At 40.8% G+C, this 17,837-nt stretch carries 19 protein-coding genes; 1 reads left to right on the top strand and 18 read right to left on the bottom strand.

Going from position 1 to position 17,837, the window contains the following annotated elements:
* Window positions 1-11: 11 nt before the first annotated feature.
* The 17 genes from CTY48_RS05875 to CTY48_RS05800 all read right to left on the bottom strand — a co-directional run bounded on the left by CTY48_RS05875 (window position 12) and on the right by CTY48_RS05800 (window position 16,218).
* A complete protein-coding gene (locus CTY48_RS05875; protein ID WP_099467599.1) occupies window positions 12-1,133 on the bottom strand; it encodes a neutral/alkaline non-lysosomal ceramidase N-terminal domain-containing protein in 1,122 nt (373 codons plus the stop codon).
* Window positions 1,130-2,392 (bottom strand): alkaline ceramidase, encoded by a 1,263-nt coding sequence (locus CTY48_RS05870; RefSeq protein WP_099467598.1) that lies wholly within the window; start codon window positions 2,390-2,392, stop codon window positions 1,130-1,132. The genes CTY48_RS05875 and CTY48_RS05870 overlap by 4 nt, the downstream gene beginning before the upstream one ends.
* Before the next feature lie 27 nt (window positions 2,393-2,419).
* On the bottom strand, window positions 2,420-3,454 hold the full coding sequence (locus CTY48_RS05865; RefSeq protein WP_099467597.1) for an amidohydrolase family protein: 1,035 nt from the start codon (window positions 3,452-3,454) through the stop codon (window positions 2,420-2,422).
* A 189-nt stretch (window positions 3,455-3,643) separates the two neighbouring features.
* Window positions 3,644-4,201 (bottom strand): VanZ family protein, encoded by a 558-nt coding sequence (locus tag CTY48_RS05860; protein WP_099467596.1) that lies wholly within the window; start codon window positions 4,199-4,201, stop codon window positions 3,644-3,646.
* Window positions 4,202-4,231: 30 nt separating this feature from the next.
* Window positions 4,232-6,346, bottom strand: a complete 2,115-nt coding sequence (locus CTY48_RS05855) for a DUF6449 domain-containing protein (RefSeq protein WP_099467595.1) — start codon at window positions 6,344-6,346, stop codon at window positions 4,232-4,234.
* On the bottom strand, window positions 6,321-7,223 hold the full coding sequence (locus CTY48_RS05850; RefSeq protein WP_099467594.1) for an ABC transporter ATP-binding protein: 903 nt from the start codon (window positions 7,221-7,223) through the stop codon (window positions 6,321-6,323). The genes CTY48_RS05855 and CTY48_RS05850 overlap by 26 nt, the downstream gene beginning before the upstream one ends.
* A complete protein-coding gene (locus CTY48_RS05845) occupies window positions 7,220-7,591 on the bottom strand; it encodes a GntR family transcriptional regulator (RefSeq protein WP_099467593.1) in 372 nt (123 codons plus the stop codon). Before CTY48_RS05845 ends, CTY48_RS05850 begins: the two co-directional genes overlap by 4 nt.
* A gap of 120 nt (window positions 7,592-7,711) precedes the next feature.
* On the bottom strand, window positions 7,712-7,837 hold the full coding sequence (locus CTY48_RS19945) for a hypothetical protein (RefSeq protein WP_268876709.1): 126 nt from the start codon (window positions 7,835-7,837) through the stop codon (window positions 7,712-7,714).
* Between the two features lie 11 nt (window positions 7,838-7,848).
* A complete protein-coding gene (gene tyrS / locus CTY48_RS05840) occupies window positions 7,849-9,081 on the bottom strand; it encodes a tyrosine--tRNA ligase (protein WP_099467592.1) in 1,233 nt (410 codons plus the stop codon).
* 61 nt (window positions 9,082-9,142) lie between these two features.
* Complete coding sequence (locus tag CTY48_RS05835; protein WP_180272653.1) at window positions 9,143-9,910, bottom strand: lysozyme inhibitor LprI family protein; 768 nt, start codon at window positions 9,908-9,910, stop codon at window positions 9,143-9,145.
* 195 nt (window positions 9,911-10,105) lie between these two features.
* Window positions 10,106-10,579, bottom strand: a complete 474-nt coding sequence (rnhA, locus tag CTY48_RS05830) for a ribonuclease HI (protein WP_099467590.1) — start codon at window positions 10,577-10,579, stop codon at window positions 10,106-10,108.
* Entirely contained in the window at window positions 10,576-12,267 is a 1,692-nt protein-coding gene (locus CTY48_RS05825; protein WP_099467589.1) for a MutS-related protein, read from the bottom strand. The genes rnhA and CTY48_RS05825 overlap by 4 nt, the downstream gene beginning before the upstream one ends.
* Window positions 12,249-12,971, bottom strand: a complete 723-nt coding sequence (locus CTY48_RS05820) for an MBL fold metallo-hydrolase (RefSeq protein WP_099467588.1) — start codon at window positions 12,969-12,971, stop codon at window positions 12,249-12,251. The genes CTY48_RS05825 and CTY48_RS05820 overlap by 19 nt, the downstream gene beginning before the upstream one ends.
* Window positions 12,972-13,004: 33 nt before the next feature.
* A complete protein-coding gene (locus CTY48_RS05815; protein WP_099467587.1) occupies window positions 13,005-13,862 on the bottom strand; it encodes a glycoside hydrolase family 43 protein in 858 nt (285 codons plus the stop codon).
* A gap of 14 nt (window positions 13,863-13,876) precedes the next feature.
* The gene (locus tag CTY48_RS05810; RefSeq protein ID WP_099467586.1) at window positions 13,877-14,668 is read right to left on the bottom strand and encodes a metal ABC transporter permease; all 792 of its coding nucleotides are present in this window, start codon (window positions 14,666-14,668) and stop codon (window positions 13,877-13,879) included.
* A gap of 1 nt (window position 14,669) precedes the next feature.
* A complete protein-coding gene (locus tag CTY48_RS05805) occupies window positions 14,670-15,311 on the bottom strand; it encodes a metal ABC transporter ATP-binding protein (protein WP_099467585.1) in 642 nt (213 codons plus the stop codon).
* 13 nt (window positions 15,312-15,324) lie between these two features.
* The gene (locus tag CTY48_RS05800) at window positions 15,325-16,218 is read right to left on the bottom strand and encodes a metal ABC transporter substrate-binding protein (protein ID WP_099467584.1); all 894 of its coding nucleotides are present in this window, start codon (window positions 16,216-16,218) and stop codon (window positions 15,325-15,327) included.
* Between the two features lie 219 nt (window positions 16,219-16,437).
* Between CTY48_RS05800 and CTY48_RS05795 the strand changes: the two genes are divergently transcribed.
* Window positions 16,438-16,851, top strand: a complete 414-nt coding sequence (locus tag CTY48_RS05795; RefSeq protein ID WP_099467583.1) for a Fur family transcriptional regulator — start codon at window positions 16,438-16,440, stop codon at window positions 16,849-16,851.
* A 116-nt stretch (window positions 16,852-16,967) separates the two neighbouring features.
* Here the strand turns inward: CTY48_RS05795 and hflC are convergent, their stop codons facing one another.
* Complete coding sequence (gene hflC, locus CTY48_RS05790; RefSeq protein ID WP_099467582.1) at window positions 16,968-17,837, bottom strand: protease modulator HflC; 870 nt, start codon at window positions 17,835-17,837, stop codon at window positions 16,968-16,970.

The following is a 17,837-nucleotide window of genomic DNA, read 5'->3' as shown; positions in this document are numbered from 1 at the left end:
CTCCGGTAGTTTTAACTTCTTGCCAGTAAATCAGATGTTTGTATATACTTCTCCACAAGCTTTTCAGGCTCACCTTTTGGTATTTTGCAGCCAATTGTTTCGAAAGAGAGACCATATTCCTCCTGATTCATAAAATACTCATAGTATCCGTTTGTATAACCCAGAATAATACCCAAAGACTTACAAGCCCCCTTCATCTCAATTCCAAATACAGATCCCAGTTCACCGGGAAATACAAAAAACTGCAAACCGCCCAGATCAATGACAGCCCCTTTTGCATCCAGATGAAATGGGGTTTCCTCCAATTCCATGTTGTGATGAATCGTATGATATAGCGTTTGTATCTTTATCCTTGTCAGCAATACCTCTTCATCCGTCGGTATCTCTGCAATTTCTTTTGCAAGTGCTGTCGATACTCTTTCCAGCTCTTGAAAATCATTTCCTTTTCTTTCGTTTCGGTTACTGCAATCTCCTGCCGCTCCTACCAACATTGCCGGATAGCATCCAAATTCATCAAATAATTTTTTGCTGACTTCCCCTGCCAATTCACTCGTCAACTCCGTGTTTTCTGCACTGATTACAGTTGAATGCACTGCCCAGTTTACAAAGCCTGCAAAACATTTATCCGCCGAATTATAAAATTTTACTACAATGATTTCATTGTCTGCCGGCTTCCCCGGGTGATTACGATTTCCGTAGTAGCCAAGTACAACTTTTTTCCCATACCTTGCAGTCGCCTCTCTGGCATTTTTTTTACATAATTCATAGCTATTCATAATAATATCCAAAAGATATTCATAATACTGCTCATCAAACTTTCCGGTGTACCATCCTCTATGGTAAGAAACAATAGAGGAATGATTATGAGTTGCACTTAACAAAACCGCATCACGGTCAATTCCATATCGATCATGTAATAATGTTTTTACTTCCTCTGCCATCTCCTCCTCAAATTCAAGAAAATCAGCCGAAAAAATAAACAGCTCTTTTCCATTTTCCTCAAATAGCAATGAATTGGCATAAATATCATCATGGACACCAGTCGCAGGCTCGTAGCGATTTTCACTTCGGTATCCTATCAAATAAAATAATTGTTTGGGTGTCAGGCAAAAACGTGCTGTTCCAACCTTCATACTTCATACCTCCTTTTATTTTTTAGCATTTCCAATATTTTATCTCTTACTATTTCGGCAGAGCCTTTGGCAAATTTTGAGTTCATCGCTTCATAAGTGATACGCTCATAAGATTTCTCGTCTGCCATATATTTTGCCCCGCCGTTAACCATTGTAAAAACCATTGTTACAGAAAAGGGAGATTCTTTTCTTATTTCATATGCTGTTTGGCTGCAAATCTCGGGCTGAAGAGCAACTATTGCTATTTCACCAATGAAAATAATTTCCAACGGCACTTCATGCATGCCTTCCTGCAAAAAATCATAGTTTCTGGTTGCTTTAAGTTCACGCATGTTCTTTGGAAGCCTCTGTCCCATACATTGGCAAACCGCCTTTTGCCGACTCATATCTCCATCTTCCATATAGGTTGCCAAGGACATCACATTCTGAACCTGCTTACCTAATTTTTCTCCGAGTTCCGCAACAAATTTATAGCCTTTTTCACCATGGTCGGTTTCCACCAGTTTTTCGCCTATAACCGTTGTCTCTATTGCCTTCATTCTTGGCATCTGATCCGCGGCAGCTCCCAGTACATAAAGTGCAACCGTATCACTATCCCCTTCGATTACCCTGGATGCTTTTCCGGTTACATCGGAGCTTATCACACGTATTCCACCATCTAAAACGACTCCATCCATGACAGAAGATTGCATATCATAACTATAGATAACCGCTACCGTATTATTTTCTTTATCGGTAAATATAATTACCGGCAATGTCATATCGCTGAAGCCTTGCGGGTTTTTTCCGAGCCACCAACCTTTGGTCGTTTCAATATCACGATTTCGGTTGATATTACATTGACCCTTTCCAAAACCTATCGTTACCTCTCTTATGCTTTGCATCGCTTTTATACTTGCAGCTTCCACCGCTTCTTCAATTGCCTTGCAGTATAGTTGATTTTTTATCCTGACCTCTTCCTCCTGTATTGCCTGGGCAGAGCGTACATGCGGCGCAGAAAAAGTATGTGTCACGGTTATCCAAATAGCCTCTTTTTTTACACACAATATTTTTCCTACCTTTTCTTTTAAAATCTCTACTTCATAATCTTGAAGCGATGTCATTTCCAATGATACTAAAACCCATTCTGCCTCTGCCTTATAAATAAAGACCCGTGCATATAAATCATCCAATTTCTTTGCAAACCCTTCCAATGGAAGCAATTCTTCGGGGATAGAAATAATTTCCTTTCCTGCTCCCGCATAACATGTTGTTGCCACCTCTTACACCCTCTTTCCTTTATCAGATTATACATCATCCAAATGATAAATTCTCTTTGCATTTTGATACAGCAATAACTCTTTATCCTTTGATGATATATTTAGCTGCCTTACAAATTCTGCTCCTTCTGTCAGCCACTCCTTTCTTACCGGATATGATGTCCCAAAAATAATATGATCAGCACCTAATACAGAGACTGCACATTCAAGTTGTTCCTTTCCCCACGGCTGCGCATGTGACATTTCAAAATAAATATGCTTTTGAAACTGCTCTTTGATAGTATCACTTTCTTGAAAGCGGCTTACTGTTTCTCCCGCGGATTTCTTTGGAAACATCATATTTGCCACTGAGAAAAAACCGCCGCCCAGCATAGAATGGACAAATGTAAGATTGGGATACTTGTCAAAAAAACCACTGAAGATTTCTCTGCCTATGGCTGTCGACTGATCCACACAGCGTCCATAGGAACGCCGAAGATTGTTATACTCATACAAACTGCCGTAATCAACCGGCATAGGGGTATGATGAATATAAACAGTCGTTACTTTTTCATTCAATTTTTCAAAAAACTCTTGAAAAATATTAGAATCCAAATAATTTTCTCCGTAATGTGCACATAGCTGAAAATCCTTTATTCCCAACTCCCTGCAACGGTCTATTTCTTCAAAACATGCCTTCGAGGCAAATGGCGGCACAACAGCAAGTGCTATTAATCTTCCCTTACTTCTTTTTGCATACTCCATCATCCCATCATTAAATTTTTTACAAGTATCCAATGACAACCACTCATGGCATCCCGGTATTTTTAAAATAGCTTTCTCTACACCGGCTTCATCCATGTCCGCAATCTGCGTTTCTAACATATATTCACCTTGTGCATAATTCAAATTTTGGTAACCGGGAGGCTTTTCAAGCGTAATCTGCTTGGTATTTATATGTTCGTCTTCTGTCAGATAACCATTTATTCCGTATTCCTTTGGAATTTCAGAAAGAAATTTTTCTGTTTCTCCTTCTTCAAATATAGCTTCTGGCAACCAATACATATTTGCATCAATAACCATTTATTTTACCTCCTATATGTACATTCTAATAGATAAGGCAGCTGCAAACAATTCGATTTTCAAGGAGATTTATTCCCAAACAGAATAAATTACAGGAAATCCGTAGGAATTTCCTGTCATATAAAAAAAGTCTGTAAACCTCATTTAAAAGAGATTTACAGACTTCATAGCATTATTTAATTTCTTTTGTCAATGCCCATTTGCAAATGCCACCAGTACCGCCAGCACCATAACCGGGATTCCCGCAATTGAACTGCACACAGTTACCACCGTGCGTATCTTGGCACTGTCCGGTATAACCGCACTTATACACTTGTATAATAAAACTCCGATTATCCCGCCAAAGCCGTTTAATAGGATATCATCAATATCCATAGCTCCAAGTCCAAAGATGTACTGTGTAACTTCAATTGCCACGCTTGCTAAAATCACGATAAGTATACTGTACCCTATCTGTTTCTTCTTTTTAAACAACTGTAAATAAACTCCAAGCGGTATAAAAAGTGCGATATTTCCCACCACATTGTGAAACGCTAAAGTCTGAGACACATTGGCATCTCCTGTAAGATACTCTTTTATTGTGGCAAAAGGATATAGATTTACTCCCCTCTCTATCCTTCTGCCTGTATCAAACAGTTCCGTGACGGATACATATTTAAAAAGTGTCAAACACAACAGTAAATAGATATAGAAGAGAAAAATTCCATATAAAAAGACTGCTTGGATTTTTCCGCTGTTTTGCTTCATTATATACCTCCCTCATTTTTCTTAAAGTACTTATTTCAATCGCTCCCAAATATCCTCCGGCAGCTTATCTGATAAAATATAAGCGCTTACATAATTTTTCCCCACATACTTGTACTGAATGTATACCTCTGTATTATAATCAATCTCGGTATTATACTTGATGCCTCCGCTTAAGCGGTCTAAAATCAGGGCTCCTGCAATTTTCTCAATATCTTCCCTGTCCGTGAATTCATACGTCTTTACCGCTTCCGTATCAGCCGTACCTTCTTTCACATCCGTATATTCCATCTCTGATGCCGCCGGATATTTTGTGATTGTAATTGAGTCAATATTATCCGGATTGAGAACAGAGTCAAGATTTGCCCCAAGCTGATTCATATAGGCTATCGTTTTTGTAAAAGATGGATATATGAGGTACTCTTGGGTTATATATCTGCCCTCATCCCCCAGAGATACCGTAAGCTGGCTGACAGGTATGTCCTCAAGCAATTCCGTAATGGTCAGCCCCTTCAGCTCTTCCCTGAACGTATCCATAAGCTCTGTCATTTGTTCGCTCGTCGCTTTTATCAGATCATCCGTACCCTCCACGGAATTAAAATAACGAACCTCATGAATAAGGCTATTGTCAAGCGTTAAAATCTGATACGTACCAGTTTTGTAGTTTTCATCCGTATAGATTGCTTCCATATAGCTTAGTGCTTCTTCTAAGTTAACCGTATATCTCCTGTACTTTTCCCCGCCATTTTTCAGGTTATATCTCACCGTAAAACTGATATTCTGCCTCGTATCATTTACCTGTGAGTATGACTCCATCCCAGCGATTGATTCTTTCACATTATTCTCAACCGCATACTGCATAAATGCATAAGCTTTTTCTATATCTGTTATTTTCACATGGTCCAACATATATTTCGTATCACTAACGTAAGCATAGCTCTCATCTTCATCGTAATATTCCCCCGCAAAGTCATAATAACTGATATATGGCTCCAGTCCGCTAAAGGATACTCCAACAGACTCAATGCTGCTCTCTTTCGGAATATAATTGTCATAGTGAAGCAAATCAGCTTTGACTATACCGGTAATTGCAAGCGCGATGCCAAGGCAAATCAGCATCTGTATCTTATGGGAGATGATGCTTCTGAAATCAATATTATAAATGATTTCTATAATTCCGTGTGCCAGGAAGCCTATCACCAAAATTCCAAATACCCGCCATGCAAACGAGCCTGTTGCCGACATGCTCATAAAGAAAATACCGCCAATTATCGCTGTTGGTATTACAATTAAAAATTTGATAACCGTCTGCGTCTTAAAAAATGCCATTGATTTTCCGGCTGCCTCTGAAGGACGAATTTTATATAATGCAATTCCGATTGCAACCGTAACAACTATCGCTGCCAATACTCCTATAAAAAATACAATAAATGACTTTTCTTCAACCAATTCATACAGATGAACATAGGCAAATACCGGTGAGAGAAATTTCATAGCAGCATACTCTTTATCCGAAGCATAATAAGTATAAAACGAGGTCGTAAACAGAGTATTTTTGATTGCCACGATGATTGGTCCATAAGACATAAATATGGCTGTTCCCATAAGTCCGACAATCAAATTTCCGGTCAGCATAACTGCAATGACGGTGATGCTGTACACAAACAAGAAGCCTGTTAAATGCACAATAAAGGCTGTTGCTGCTGTCTTTAATACCAACCCTGACAAATATCCCTTTGCTGCTCCGATGATGAGATACAAAATCATATTAATCGCAAAAGGTACTAAATATATAATAATGCCGTTTATATAAGACACTGCAAAAAGCTTTTCTCGCTTAATCGGCACACTGTGATAAAAGTCTACCTTGTTTCTTCCATATAAGTAAAAGAAACCACTGATTGCACAGATAATTGCACCTGTCACTGTAACCACTATTAAAAACTCACCGCTGTACTGGCTTATTATCTTTGCAAAATCAACATCGGTTGCCTTTACTCCATAAAACGCCTTTTCCCAGCGTTCCAGCCTCATCAACGTCTGGATTGGAAAAACGAACAAAAATACCAGCATGGAAAGTGAAATCGTCCAGATTCTCCGCTTCATATCCTCCCATAGCAAATTAAAATATAAGCTTCTTGATGTCATAGCCAACAACCTCCGTTTCGCTGATAAATATCTCTTCTAATGAAAGAGGAAGCACCTCACAGAATACCGGGTTTAATTCCTTGACCGCATCCACAATTTCCAGCTGAGTTCCTCTTGCCGTAATCGTAATCAGAGAGCCCCTCTTCTCCGTCTTTAATACATCGATTTTACCGTACAGGGCTTCTTCGTCCTTTTCATTGTTTAAAACACACTGTACCTTGTGAATGTTAAACTTCATTTCTTCCAAGTCCTTCGACAGAAGAATACCGCCTTTGTGAAGAAGTCCCACATGGTCGCATATGTCTTCAAGCTCTCGTAAATTATGAGAAGCGATAACCGGAGTCAGGTTTCTCTCCTCCATCTCATTCGCAAAAATACTTTTTACCGCCTGACGAACAACCGGGTCCAAGCCATCAAATGTCTCATCGCAGAACAAATACTCTGTGTTGGCACATATGCCACATATAATGGACACCTGTTTTTTCATTCCCTTGGAAAAGGTATTGATTTTCCGGTTTAAATCCAAATCGAACTTTTTCATCAGCTCGTCAAATCGTTCCATGTCAAACTTTTTATAAAAGGTCTTATAATACTTCTTCATATCATTGCCTGTCGCATTGGCAAAGAAATACTGGTCATCGGATATATAAAATATTTTGGATTTTGCCTCCTCATTTTCATATACCGGCAAGCCGTCAATTGTGATCTCCCCATCATCCGGCTTCAGCACACCGCAAGCCATCCTAAGAAAAGTGCTTTTCCCGGCTCCGTTCGTGCCGATCAGCCCAAACACCGTTCCCTCTTTAATCGTCGCCGTAATGCTGTCTACCGCTTTGATATTCTGAAAATTCTTTGATACATTTACAGCCTCTATCATAATCCTACCTCCTCAAACACATAATTCAGATTTTCCATAAACTCCTCTCTTGTAATTCCAAGCGATTTAACAAGAGTTACAAGACTTCTCGACTGCTCGATAATCGTCTCCTTCTTTCGCTTTGCAATTTCTGCATCGCCCGCGACATAATTTCCCTTTCCCTTAACGGAATATATATAGCCTGCCCGCTCAAGCTCCATATATGCCTTTTGAATTGTATTCGGATTAATCGACAAATCAATTGCCAAACTCCTCACGGACGGCAGCTTGCTTCCGCCTTCCAGAACTCCGCGTATAATTAAATTCTCAAACCTCTCTATGACCTGCTCATAGATGGGTCTTTTGTCCTTATAATCAATTACTATCATACATGACTCCTTTCTGACCATCCGCTCACCGTACTCACTGTACTATTAGTCTTAATACACACAGTATATAAGAATTGCCTCCCTGTGTCAAGGAGGCAATTCTTACTACTTTCTTAAGTTTTATGCTTCACGCTTATTTTCTTTCTTATCCCGAAGCTTTCTGCCGGCTACAATACCGCCCACAATAACGCCTATGAGAATCAAACCTTCCACGCCTGTTATTAGAAAAGCTCTAATAAAATCCATCTATCCGCCTCCTAATCTGCTTTTATTTGATGATAGCCCTTCTTTCCCTTTTTGATTAAAAGAGCGCCATCACTGTCTAAATCATCCAATGTAAACTTTCTGTCAAACTCTGTAATCTTAATGTCATTCACCGTAACTCCACCCTGCTGTATCAAACGTCTTGCTTCTGAACGGGTCGGTGCAAGCTTGGTATCCACCATCAAGGTAATTAAATCAATACCTTCGCTCAACTGCTCTTTTTTATAAACGGTAGTCGGAATATCCGCACTCTTCGCACCGTTAGCAAACAATGCTTTCGATGCCTCCTGCGCTTTTATTGCTTCCTCCTCGCCGTGTACAATCTTTGTAATCTCAAATGCAAGTACTTCCTTTGCATGATTGATTTCAGCATCCTGTAAGGCTCCGAGTCTACGAACCTCATCCATCGGTAAAAAGGTGAGAAGTCCCAGACACTCTTCAACCTTCACATCCTCAATATTTCTCCAATACTGGTAAAACTCATAAGGGGAAGTCTTTTCAGGGTCCAGCCATACAGCTCCCTTCATCGTCTTACCCATTTTAATTCCTTCGCTTGTCGTCAAAAGCTTAAAAGTCAAGCCGTAAGCAGGCTTTTGTTCTTTTCTTCTGATTAATTCCACTCCGCCGATGATATTCGACCACTGGTCATTGCCGCCAAGCTCAAGCTTACAGTCATACAGCTTGTTCAGCTTCCAGAAATCATAGGACTGCATCAACATATAGTTAAATTCAAAGAACGTAAGTCCCTTTTCCATTCTCTGCTTGTAGCAGTCTGCGGTAAGCATCTTATTTACGGAAAAATGAACGCCGATTTCTCTTAAAAATTCTACATAATTCAAATCCAAAAGCCAATCCGCATTGTTTGCCACGATAGCATTGTCATCGTCAAAGCTGATAAATTTGGAAAGCTGCTCATGAAAACGCTTTGCATTGTAATCAATCGTCTCTCTCGTCATCATGGAGCGCATGTCCGATTTACCGGAAGGATCGCCAATCATCGTCGTTCCTCCCCCAAGCAGTGCTATCGGTCTGTGACCTGCACGCTGCATGTGCATCATCGCCATCACCGTAAGAAAATGACCTGCGGTCAAACTGTCTGCGGTTGCATCAAAGCCTATATAAAAGGTAACCTTCTCCTTACCTAATAATTCTCTTATCTCTGCCTCATGGGTTGTCTGTTCAATGAATCCTCTTTCAAGCAGAATGTCATATACATTTGTTGACATTGTTACTCCTCCTTAACGTTATTACCTATAATCGTAACACATGCCATTTTTGTTTTCAATACTATTCTGTAAAATAAATCTCCACAAGCTCATAGGTTCTTGCCTTTGTACTCTCCGTCATCGACGACATATACTCCAGTCCCTCCATCGTTCCGCCTGCATATTTACTGGCAGCCTGTGCCGCCGTTTCGTCACGCTGGGTAATCCATTCCCGCTCTGCATCCCGTATCGGAATAAATTCCTCCTCCGGAAGCTTCTTTTTAATCATCTGGTATATCGTATTCAGCTCGTCATCCCACTTTGTGTATTCCTGATTCTTGAGTTCCTTCATATCCAAAGTTGTGGTGATATCTGACTTATTCCAAAGCTCGTCATAATATGTCTCAATGCTGTTGAGTCTCTCAATATATTGTTCCTTTTCCGTCTTTTCCTCTGTCGCTGCACTCTTTCCCTGTGCAAGTATCACATTCGAAGCAGCATTGCCGCTTGCCGCATCTGCCGTCTCTGTCTGTGCATCGGCTGCCTGCTCCGCACTTATGCTATAGCTTTCTGTCGCTTCCGAAACGTCCTCCGAAGCTTCTTTTTCTTCACTTTCCGCTATTTTCTTAGTTGCTGCATCTGTTGTGTTTGTTTCGATTTTCTCGTTTATTTCATTTACTTCATTATCGGCACTGTCTCTATCCGCTGTCTCTTCTGCATTTTTTGAAAGCATACTGCTATCTGAGCTGTTTTTCCTGGTTTTGTAATCTCCGTTTACCAGACCAAATAGCCCGACGCCAATGATAAACAATATTGAAACAATAAAAATCGCTTTCATACTTTTTTTCATACACACTATCTCTTTCATTCTTAATATGTAACTGTGTTCGCCAAACAGTCACCTTAATATCTCTATGTTCCTAACATATCACAAAAACCCTGATAAATAAATACTTCGTCAATAATAGTAAGAATGTTAAGCTTTTTTTAAGAAAAGGGCGCACATCATAATTACCAAGGAAATTAAAAAGAATTTCCTTGGTAATTATGAAACAACATCATCCATCAAATCCGTTCCGTCTGCCGCAGAAGTGGCAAGGAAATCGCAGCGCTCATTCATCTCATGCCCTGCATGTCCTTTGACCCAGATAAAGGTTACATTGTGCGGCTCCTTTGCCTTTAACAGGCGCTGCCACAAATCAATGTTTTTCACAGGCTCATTTTTCCCTCTTTTCCAGCCCTTTTTTATCCAGCCGTCAATCCATTTCTGGTTAAAGGCATCGGTCACATATTTGGAATCGGAATACAAGTCCACCTCGCACGGCTTGTTTAAAGCCTCTAGCCCTCTTATAACTGCCATAAGCTCCATGCGGTTGTTCGTTGTCTTTTTATATCCGCCCGAAATTTCTCTTGTGTGTACGACTCCCTTGGAATCCTCATAGGTTAAAATAGTGCCAAAACCGCCCGGACCGTCCGGATTTCCCCTTGCCGCTCCGTCCGTATAAATACTTACTTTCATAACAACCTCTCCCATTTGTTATTTTTCATAAACTGTGCCGCAGACTGCTCTGCCTTCTCAATGATTTCCGGCTCATAGCCAATGATACTAAGCAGCTTGATGGCATTTCTGCTCGTCGCCCTGCCGCTTTTTATTTCATAAGAAAATAAAACATCATTGTCCTTTACTTCTTCCTCGAAGTGATAATTGCTAAAGACATCCTCCAGAATATGTGTCAGCTCGATATCGTGCGTCGCCGCAAAACACATGACATTTTCCTGATTGAGACTGCTTAAAATCTGAGTCGAAGCGGCAATTCTTTCGATTGTATTCGTCCCTCGAAGCACCTCATCGATAAAGCATAAAATCGGTGTCTCATCCTTCGCAGCATCCAATATTCTTTTTAGCGACTTGATTTCCACAATATAGTAGCTCTCATTGCCCATGAGATTGTCCGCAAGTGCCATGGAAGAATAGGTCCGGTAAAAGCTTGCATGGTAACTCTTTGCCAGCACCATATAAATCGTCTGCGCCAAAATCGCATTGATAGCGACAGTCTTTAAAAACGTCGATTTTCCCGACGCATTGGAGCCGGTTATAAGAACGCTTTGTCTCTCCGAAATACTGTTTACAACCGGGTTAGAAATCATCGGATGATAAATATCCTTGGTTTCCATAACCGCAGAGCCTTCTTTTGCAAACTCCGGTATGGAATAGTAGTCCGCCACGCTGCGATAGGACGCAACCGCAATACACGCCTCCATGCTTCCCATAATCTCAATCAGTTCGTCAATATATTCGATGTTGTTCTTCACCTCGGCAAGAACATAATTGAATTTTATTAAATCGATGTGAAAAAATATTTTAACATAATCAAGCAATACCTCTTCGATAGAGCCGGTAGAATTCTTACCGCTTTTCACCCACTTGGCATGCTTTTTAAACGACTTAAAATTTCCCTTTGCCTCCTGAACCCGTTTTGCATACTCCCCAAACTCCTTTGGAATAGCTTTCACAAATATATCGGCTCCCTTCAGCAGTCTGCTGATATAAGCGATGGATACAAAATACGGTTCAACGTCACCTTTTTTCTTATAATACTGGCTGATATTCAGAATCAAAACAGCAACAAAAATCAGCACTCCATAAGTAGGAATGGTAATTGCCGCCGCAATCGAGGCAACACCCAGAAAAAGCATCGCGTATTCTTTTATATTGCTCTTCACATCCAAATCTGCCAAATTGTAAATATAGTCGCTTAAGGAATAATTGCCGGTTCTTCCGATTTCTCCGTAAATGCACTGCAAATTGATTCTTGCCTCCTCATTTTGCTCAAAGAAGTCAATAATCCTTTTCCTCTCCTCAAGCTCCTCCTTGTTAAACCGCGGTGTTCTGAGCATATAGTATAGGTACTGCTCTCCGATTGAGGAGTTTGTATTATTCAATCTCTTAAAGATGGAGTTCATATCCAAATCGTTCCAAGTGATATCATCAATGTAAAATTCCTCCCCATGCTTAATCAGAAAATATCTCTTGATACCCTCAAGCTGCTCCTGGGTGTAATTTCTTGTCGGCACCGCTCCCCACTGCCTCTTTACCATCTTTATAAATTCGTTTCGATTTCTCACCTGGTTATATTTAAAATAAATATATATAATCACGAAAATTACAACAATTCCAATAATATAGTTTAAATCTGTATTTCCCACTCTTGTCCTTCCCCTCTTACGCTGTATAGCTTTTTCTCGTATCCGTTTTCCTTCGAAAGCTTCTCAAGCCTGTCTATAATCGTGTAGTCCTCCCAAAAGTGCATCGGAAAAACAACCTTTGTATCTGTCTGCTTCATAAAATAGTCAAAGCCCCACCAAAAACAATCCTCCTGCCTTGTATCTGCCGGCAAAAAGGAAACATCAAACGCTCTTCCCTCTATCATGTCTATCTGCTTTTTAAACGCTTTTTCCATCTTCTCATTGTAGTCCGCTGATTCACCGCTCCAATGCCACCAGTTTAAGTCACCTGCATGGTAAATAGACCGTTCCTCTGCGCTCACCAAAAATGCCACGCCTTGATCCGTGGATTTTAATGTCTCAATTTTTATCCCGTTTACATCGTAGGATTTATTTGGTGCAACTGTGACAATCTGCTCTTTCACACTTGGGGAAATACCGTTTTTCTCCAAATAATTGTCACTAAGCTTGATATCCGAGGACAAAACATAGGTCACCTTCGGATATTTTGCAAACACCTCAAAGATAGCTAAATTAAAATGGTCATGGTGCATGTGGCTGGAAAAGACGTACAGCTCCTTCTCCCTGTCAAATTCAGGCACCTCACCCTTAAAATAATCAAACAACAGTATTGTATGATCAAGCTCCACCGCAAAACAACTGTGATATATATAAGTTACTTTCATTTTCGTCCTCCAATCTGCTTCCTATACAACGGATTACCGCAAATGTTCCATTTCTATAAAAACCGCTCTCTCCATAGGAGACTTGTTCGGCGAATGAATGGCCAGCATTTGTTTTCCTTCAAAGGTTTTAAAGAGCATACCATGTCCGCCGTCCTTCGTGAAAAAAGGCTCTTTCTCATGCTTCCACTTACCGTCAACTCTGCCGTTTTCAGAATAGGCGATTCCCATCGCATAGTTATCATTATAAAAGCTTGACCACATCATTTTCAAGCTGCCTTCTTCCCAAAACAAAAACGGTCCGTCTGTCACATAACGGATTGGCGGCTCTTCGATGCCGTCTGTCACATTCTGCGCCCAGCCGGAGGAGGAAGCTGAAAACAACAAAATCGGCTCACCCGCAGCTTTTTTCAAGTCGCTTGTGAGCTTCATCGCATAGATTTTCCCATCCTTTGCCTCGGTCCACTCGTGAGAAAAAACAATCCACGGTGTTCCGTCCTCCACATAGAGTGTCCCGTCCAGACATTCCATATCAGTAGGTGTAATCGGTCCTTTTGTATAAGGCAAAAATGGTCCTGTCGGAGAATCTGCCTTTAATATTTGTGTTCCTCTATAACAATTTTCTGCCTTGAATGAGGCAAACATATAATAGGCTCCCTTATATTCATGCACCTCCGGTGCCCAAAACTGTCTGTCTGCCCAAAAATCTTTCTCAGGCTTAAATGCCTGAAACGGTCCTTCCCAATTAATCAAATCAATACTTTTATAGGTTAGAAAGCCTTCTGCCTTTCCTTTCCATACATTTTCATCGGTTGTCCCGTACAAATAATATGCCCCTTCTGCCGCAACAGGCAGGACAAACGGGTCGCGGATACGAATTTCACTCAGCTTCATATGTTTCTCCTAAACTAGTTTTTTCCTTTTACCGCCAATGTAATAACCAAGAAAACAACACCTGTCAGGACAATCGTTCCTCCCGGCTTTAAGCCCATATAGAAGGACAGCGTAAGCCCTATCAGTGTAAATATTACTGCAAATGCCACCGAATAGAGAAGCGTCTGCTTATAGCTCTTTCCGTACTGCATCGCGCAGGCTGTAGGAATTACCATAAGAGACGAAACAATCAGAGCACCAACCGTTCTTGATGCAACCGATATCGTCAGGGCAGTCAGCACGGTAAATACGATATTAATCATTTTCACAGGTATCCCTGCCATCTTGGCGCTATTTTCGTCAAAAGCCATGTACATCAGCTCTTTATATAATAACACAAAAGTAATCATAACGATAACACTAATTGCAATAACAAGCATTAATTCAAAATTGGTGATGGCAACAATGCTTCCGAATAAAAAGCTGTTAAAATTAGCCGTATTGCTGACAAAACCGGACAAAACGCCCGCAAGTCCCACACCTGCTGACATGATGATGGCAATCGCCATCTCGGAATATCGCTTGAAGCGTTTCCTTATCAATTCAATTCCGAATGCCGCAACAATACACGCCGCCGTCGCACCGAGCACCGGATTAATCCCGATAATCAGTCCAAGTGCAACGCCGGCAAGTGACATGTGGCTAAGCGCATCCCCTGTCATGGAAAGTCTCCTAAGTACTACAATCAATCCGATACACGGTATGATAATGGCAAGCAGTATTCCGACAACAAACGCTCTTCTCATAAAATCATATTGAAACAGCATACTACTTCCTCCTGCTCACCATTTTGTTATTAATCCGGTATATTTTATTCATAGAATCTTCGATATTTTCTATATTATGTGTAACCATAACGATGGTCAGATTGTTTTCCCGGTTCAGCTTATTTAAAAGCTCATAGAGCATCTGCTCGTTTTCTGCATCAATGCTCGCCGTAGGCTCGTCCAGAATAAGAATTTCCGGAGATGCGACAAGCGCCTTTGCAATCATAACCCTCTGCTGCTGACCGCCTGAGAGCTTTCCAATCTGCTTATCCGCCTTATCAAGCATTCCGACAGTTTGAAGCACCTGCTCAACCTTTTCTTGCTGCGCCTTTTTCGGTCGTTTAAACAGACCGATTTCCTGAAAGAGATTCAACATCACAATCTCTCTCACCGTTGCCGGAAAATCAGCCTTTTGGGCAAATCCCATCTGGGATACATAACCTATTTTGCCATAATCGCATACAATATTTCCCTTATTCGGAGACAAAAGTCCGAGTATCAACTTCATCAAAGTACTCTTTCCTGTTCCGTTTGCTCCTATAATGCCCGCAAAATCGCCTTTTTCAATCGTAAGGTTCACATCCTCCAGCACAATGCCGTCCTCATAGCCAAAGGTCATATTTTCAATCTGAATTGCTCTCATTCTATCACCTATCTTATTTTAATGCGTTTTCCAACGCCTCCATGTTCGCTTCCATAATGGAGAAATAATCCTCTCCTGCCTTCGCCTGTTCCTCTGTCAGTCCTTCAACCGGATTCAGAACAGCCGTCTTGGCTCCGACTTCATCTGCAATCACCTTTGCCACCTTGTCGCTCACAAGCTCCTCAAAAAATATAGTCGTAACTTTATTTTCCTTTGCAAATTCAACAATCTCTGCTAGTCTGTTTGCATCCGGCTCCGCATCTGCCTCCAAATCCCCAATCGAGGTCTGAGTCAGCCCGTATGCCTTACAAAGATAGGAGAAGGCTTCATGGGACACAATAATATCTTTATTTTCCAACGCTCCGATACGTTCGGTAAGCTCTGCGTCAAGCTCATCAAACTTCGCTGCATATGTCTCATAATTTTCTTCATAATACGCCGCATTTTCCGGGTCCAATTCAGCAAGTGCATTCTTAATATTCTCCATCTCAAGCTTTGCATTTTCAGCATCCAGCCATACATGAGGATCACTATGCTCCTCCTCGCCTTCTTCGCTGATTAGTTCAACACCCTTTGATGCCTCCACCAGTACAATATCATTTTCCAGAGAGCCTGAAATCTGCTCCACCCAATGCTCCATACCTGCTCCATTGTATACCAACATGTCCGCTTTTTCAAGTGCAACCATATCCGTCGTGGAAGGCTCCCAGTCGTGTGGCTCGCTGCCGTCTGACACAAGATTGATTATCTCTGCCTTATCTCCCGCTATTTTACTTGTAAAATCGTACATCGTATAGAAGCTTGTGTATACCGTAAGCTTGCCGTCTTCCTTTGCCTCCTGCGTCCCACAGCCGCCCAAAACCGCCGCTGTAATCATCATTGCTGCTATCATATATCTTTTTTTCATTTTTATTATCCTCATCATTCTTTATTTTTGTTTATGCTAAATGCAAATGCAAATCATTCGCATTTAATATACTGCAATTTTTTATTAATGTCAAGCAATATATGAGATGCACATAGTATTTTCGAGATTGGTGCTGAACCGTTATTGTATTTTTTATATTGACTTTTCAGAGAGAGTAGCCTATGATTTAGTTGGAAATAACATATGAGGAGCGATGTAATGAATAATTCAATTTTAAAATCTACGGATTTAAAACAGACAAAAAAACGAAATCTTATTATTTCTATATTGGAAGAAGCAACCGCTCCGCTAACCGCCGAAGAAATAATGGAGCTTTCCTCCAAAGAAATCAAAATGAGCTTTTCAACTGTTTACCGGGCGCTCAACGCGCTTGCCGAGAGAAATATTGTGACAAAAACCGTTCATCAGGACGGTAAGCTTTATTATAAAATCCAGACCCACTCTCACCAGCATATTTTAAAATGTATCAAGTGCAGCGAGTGTATCTCCATCGATGCCTGTCCGCTTGAGAGTCTGGAAGCAAATCTTTGCGCTGAGACTGACTATAAAATTACCGGACATAATCTTGAATTTTTCGGTGTGTGCCCGAAATGTCAAGAAAAAAAGCTGTAATACCATGATGGCGCGAACAGGCAGCCAAGTCCCCACTGAATAAGGACTTGGCTGCCTATTTTAATATCATAAAAACTTATGTTCTTTCTTAACTGTTTCTCTTATGTAACTTAAACTTAATATCCGTTAAAAATCTGTGTTATCGGCGAATCCTCCGACAAAATCAATGTTTTATTGTCTCCTGTCAGGGAAGCCTTTGCGGCGTCAAGACTTCTTACAAAGGAATAAAAATCGGTTCTGCTCTCATCCGCATAAGCCTCAGCCAAAATTCTCATGTATTCTGCTTCACCCTCTGACTTTAGTATTTCAGCCTGCTTATTTGCCTCTGACATCAAAATCGCTACTTCTTTATCGGTCGTATTTCTTATTTTCTGTGCTTCCGCCTCTCCTTCTGCGGTATAGGTAGCTGCAATATTTCCTCTCTCTGAGATCATTCTCTCATACACAGCCGCCTTGTTATCACTCGGCAAATCCAAACGCTTTGTCTCAATGGTAATCAGCTCAATACCGTATTGCTCCATCGTCGTGCCGATATTTGCTATTATGGCTTTGGTCAGCTCTCCGTCTCTCTCTGAAATAACCTCTTCCTGATTCCTGCTGCTTATGATATTTTTGGTAGAGTTATAAACAACTGTATCCAGTCTTCCCTCCGCACTTGAAATGGAGGAGTTTAATGTCTGTGCAAACCTCAAAGGATCTGTTATTCTCCACAGTGCAAAACTGTCTGTAATCATTGTCTTTTTATCCTTTGTGATAACGTCTGAAGGGGCCAGATCGTATACCAAAATTTCATTTGGAAGTGTGTCAGCACTCTGTATGAATGGCATTTTAAAGCTTATTCCTGCCTCAGTCTCCACACGGTAGACCTTTCCGAACTGTCTGATTAGCTTATATTCATTTTCTGCTGTAATCACAATGGAGCTTGATGCCACAATAAGGATAAACACTGCCACGACAGCAATTATTATTTTTTTGGTTGTTTTCAT

Source organism: Konateibacter massiliensis, from assembly GCF_900184995.1.
GTDB classification, from domain to species: Bacteria; Bacillota; Clostridia; order Lachnospirales; family Lachnospiraceae; genus Lachnotalea; species Lachnotalea massiliensis.
This window is presented reverse-complemented; position numbering and strand designations above follow the sequence as displayed.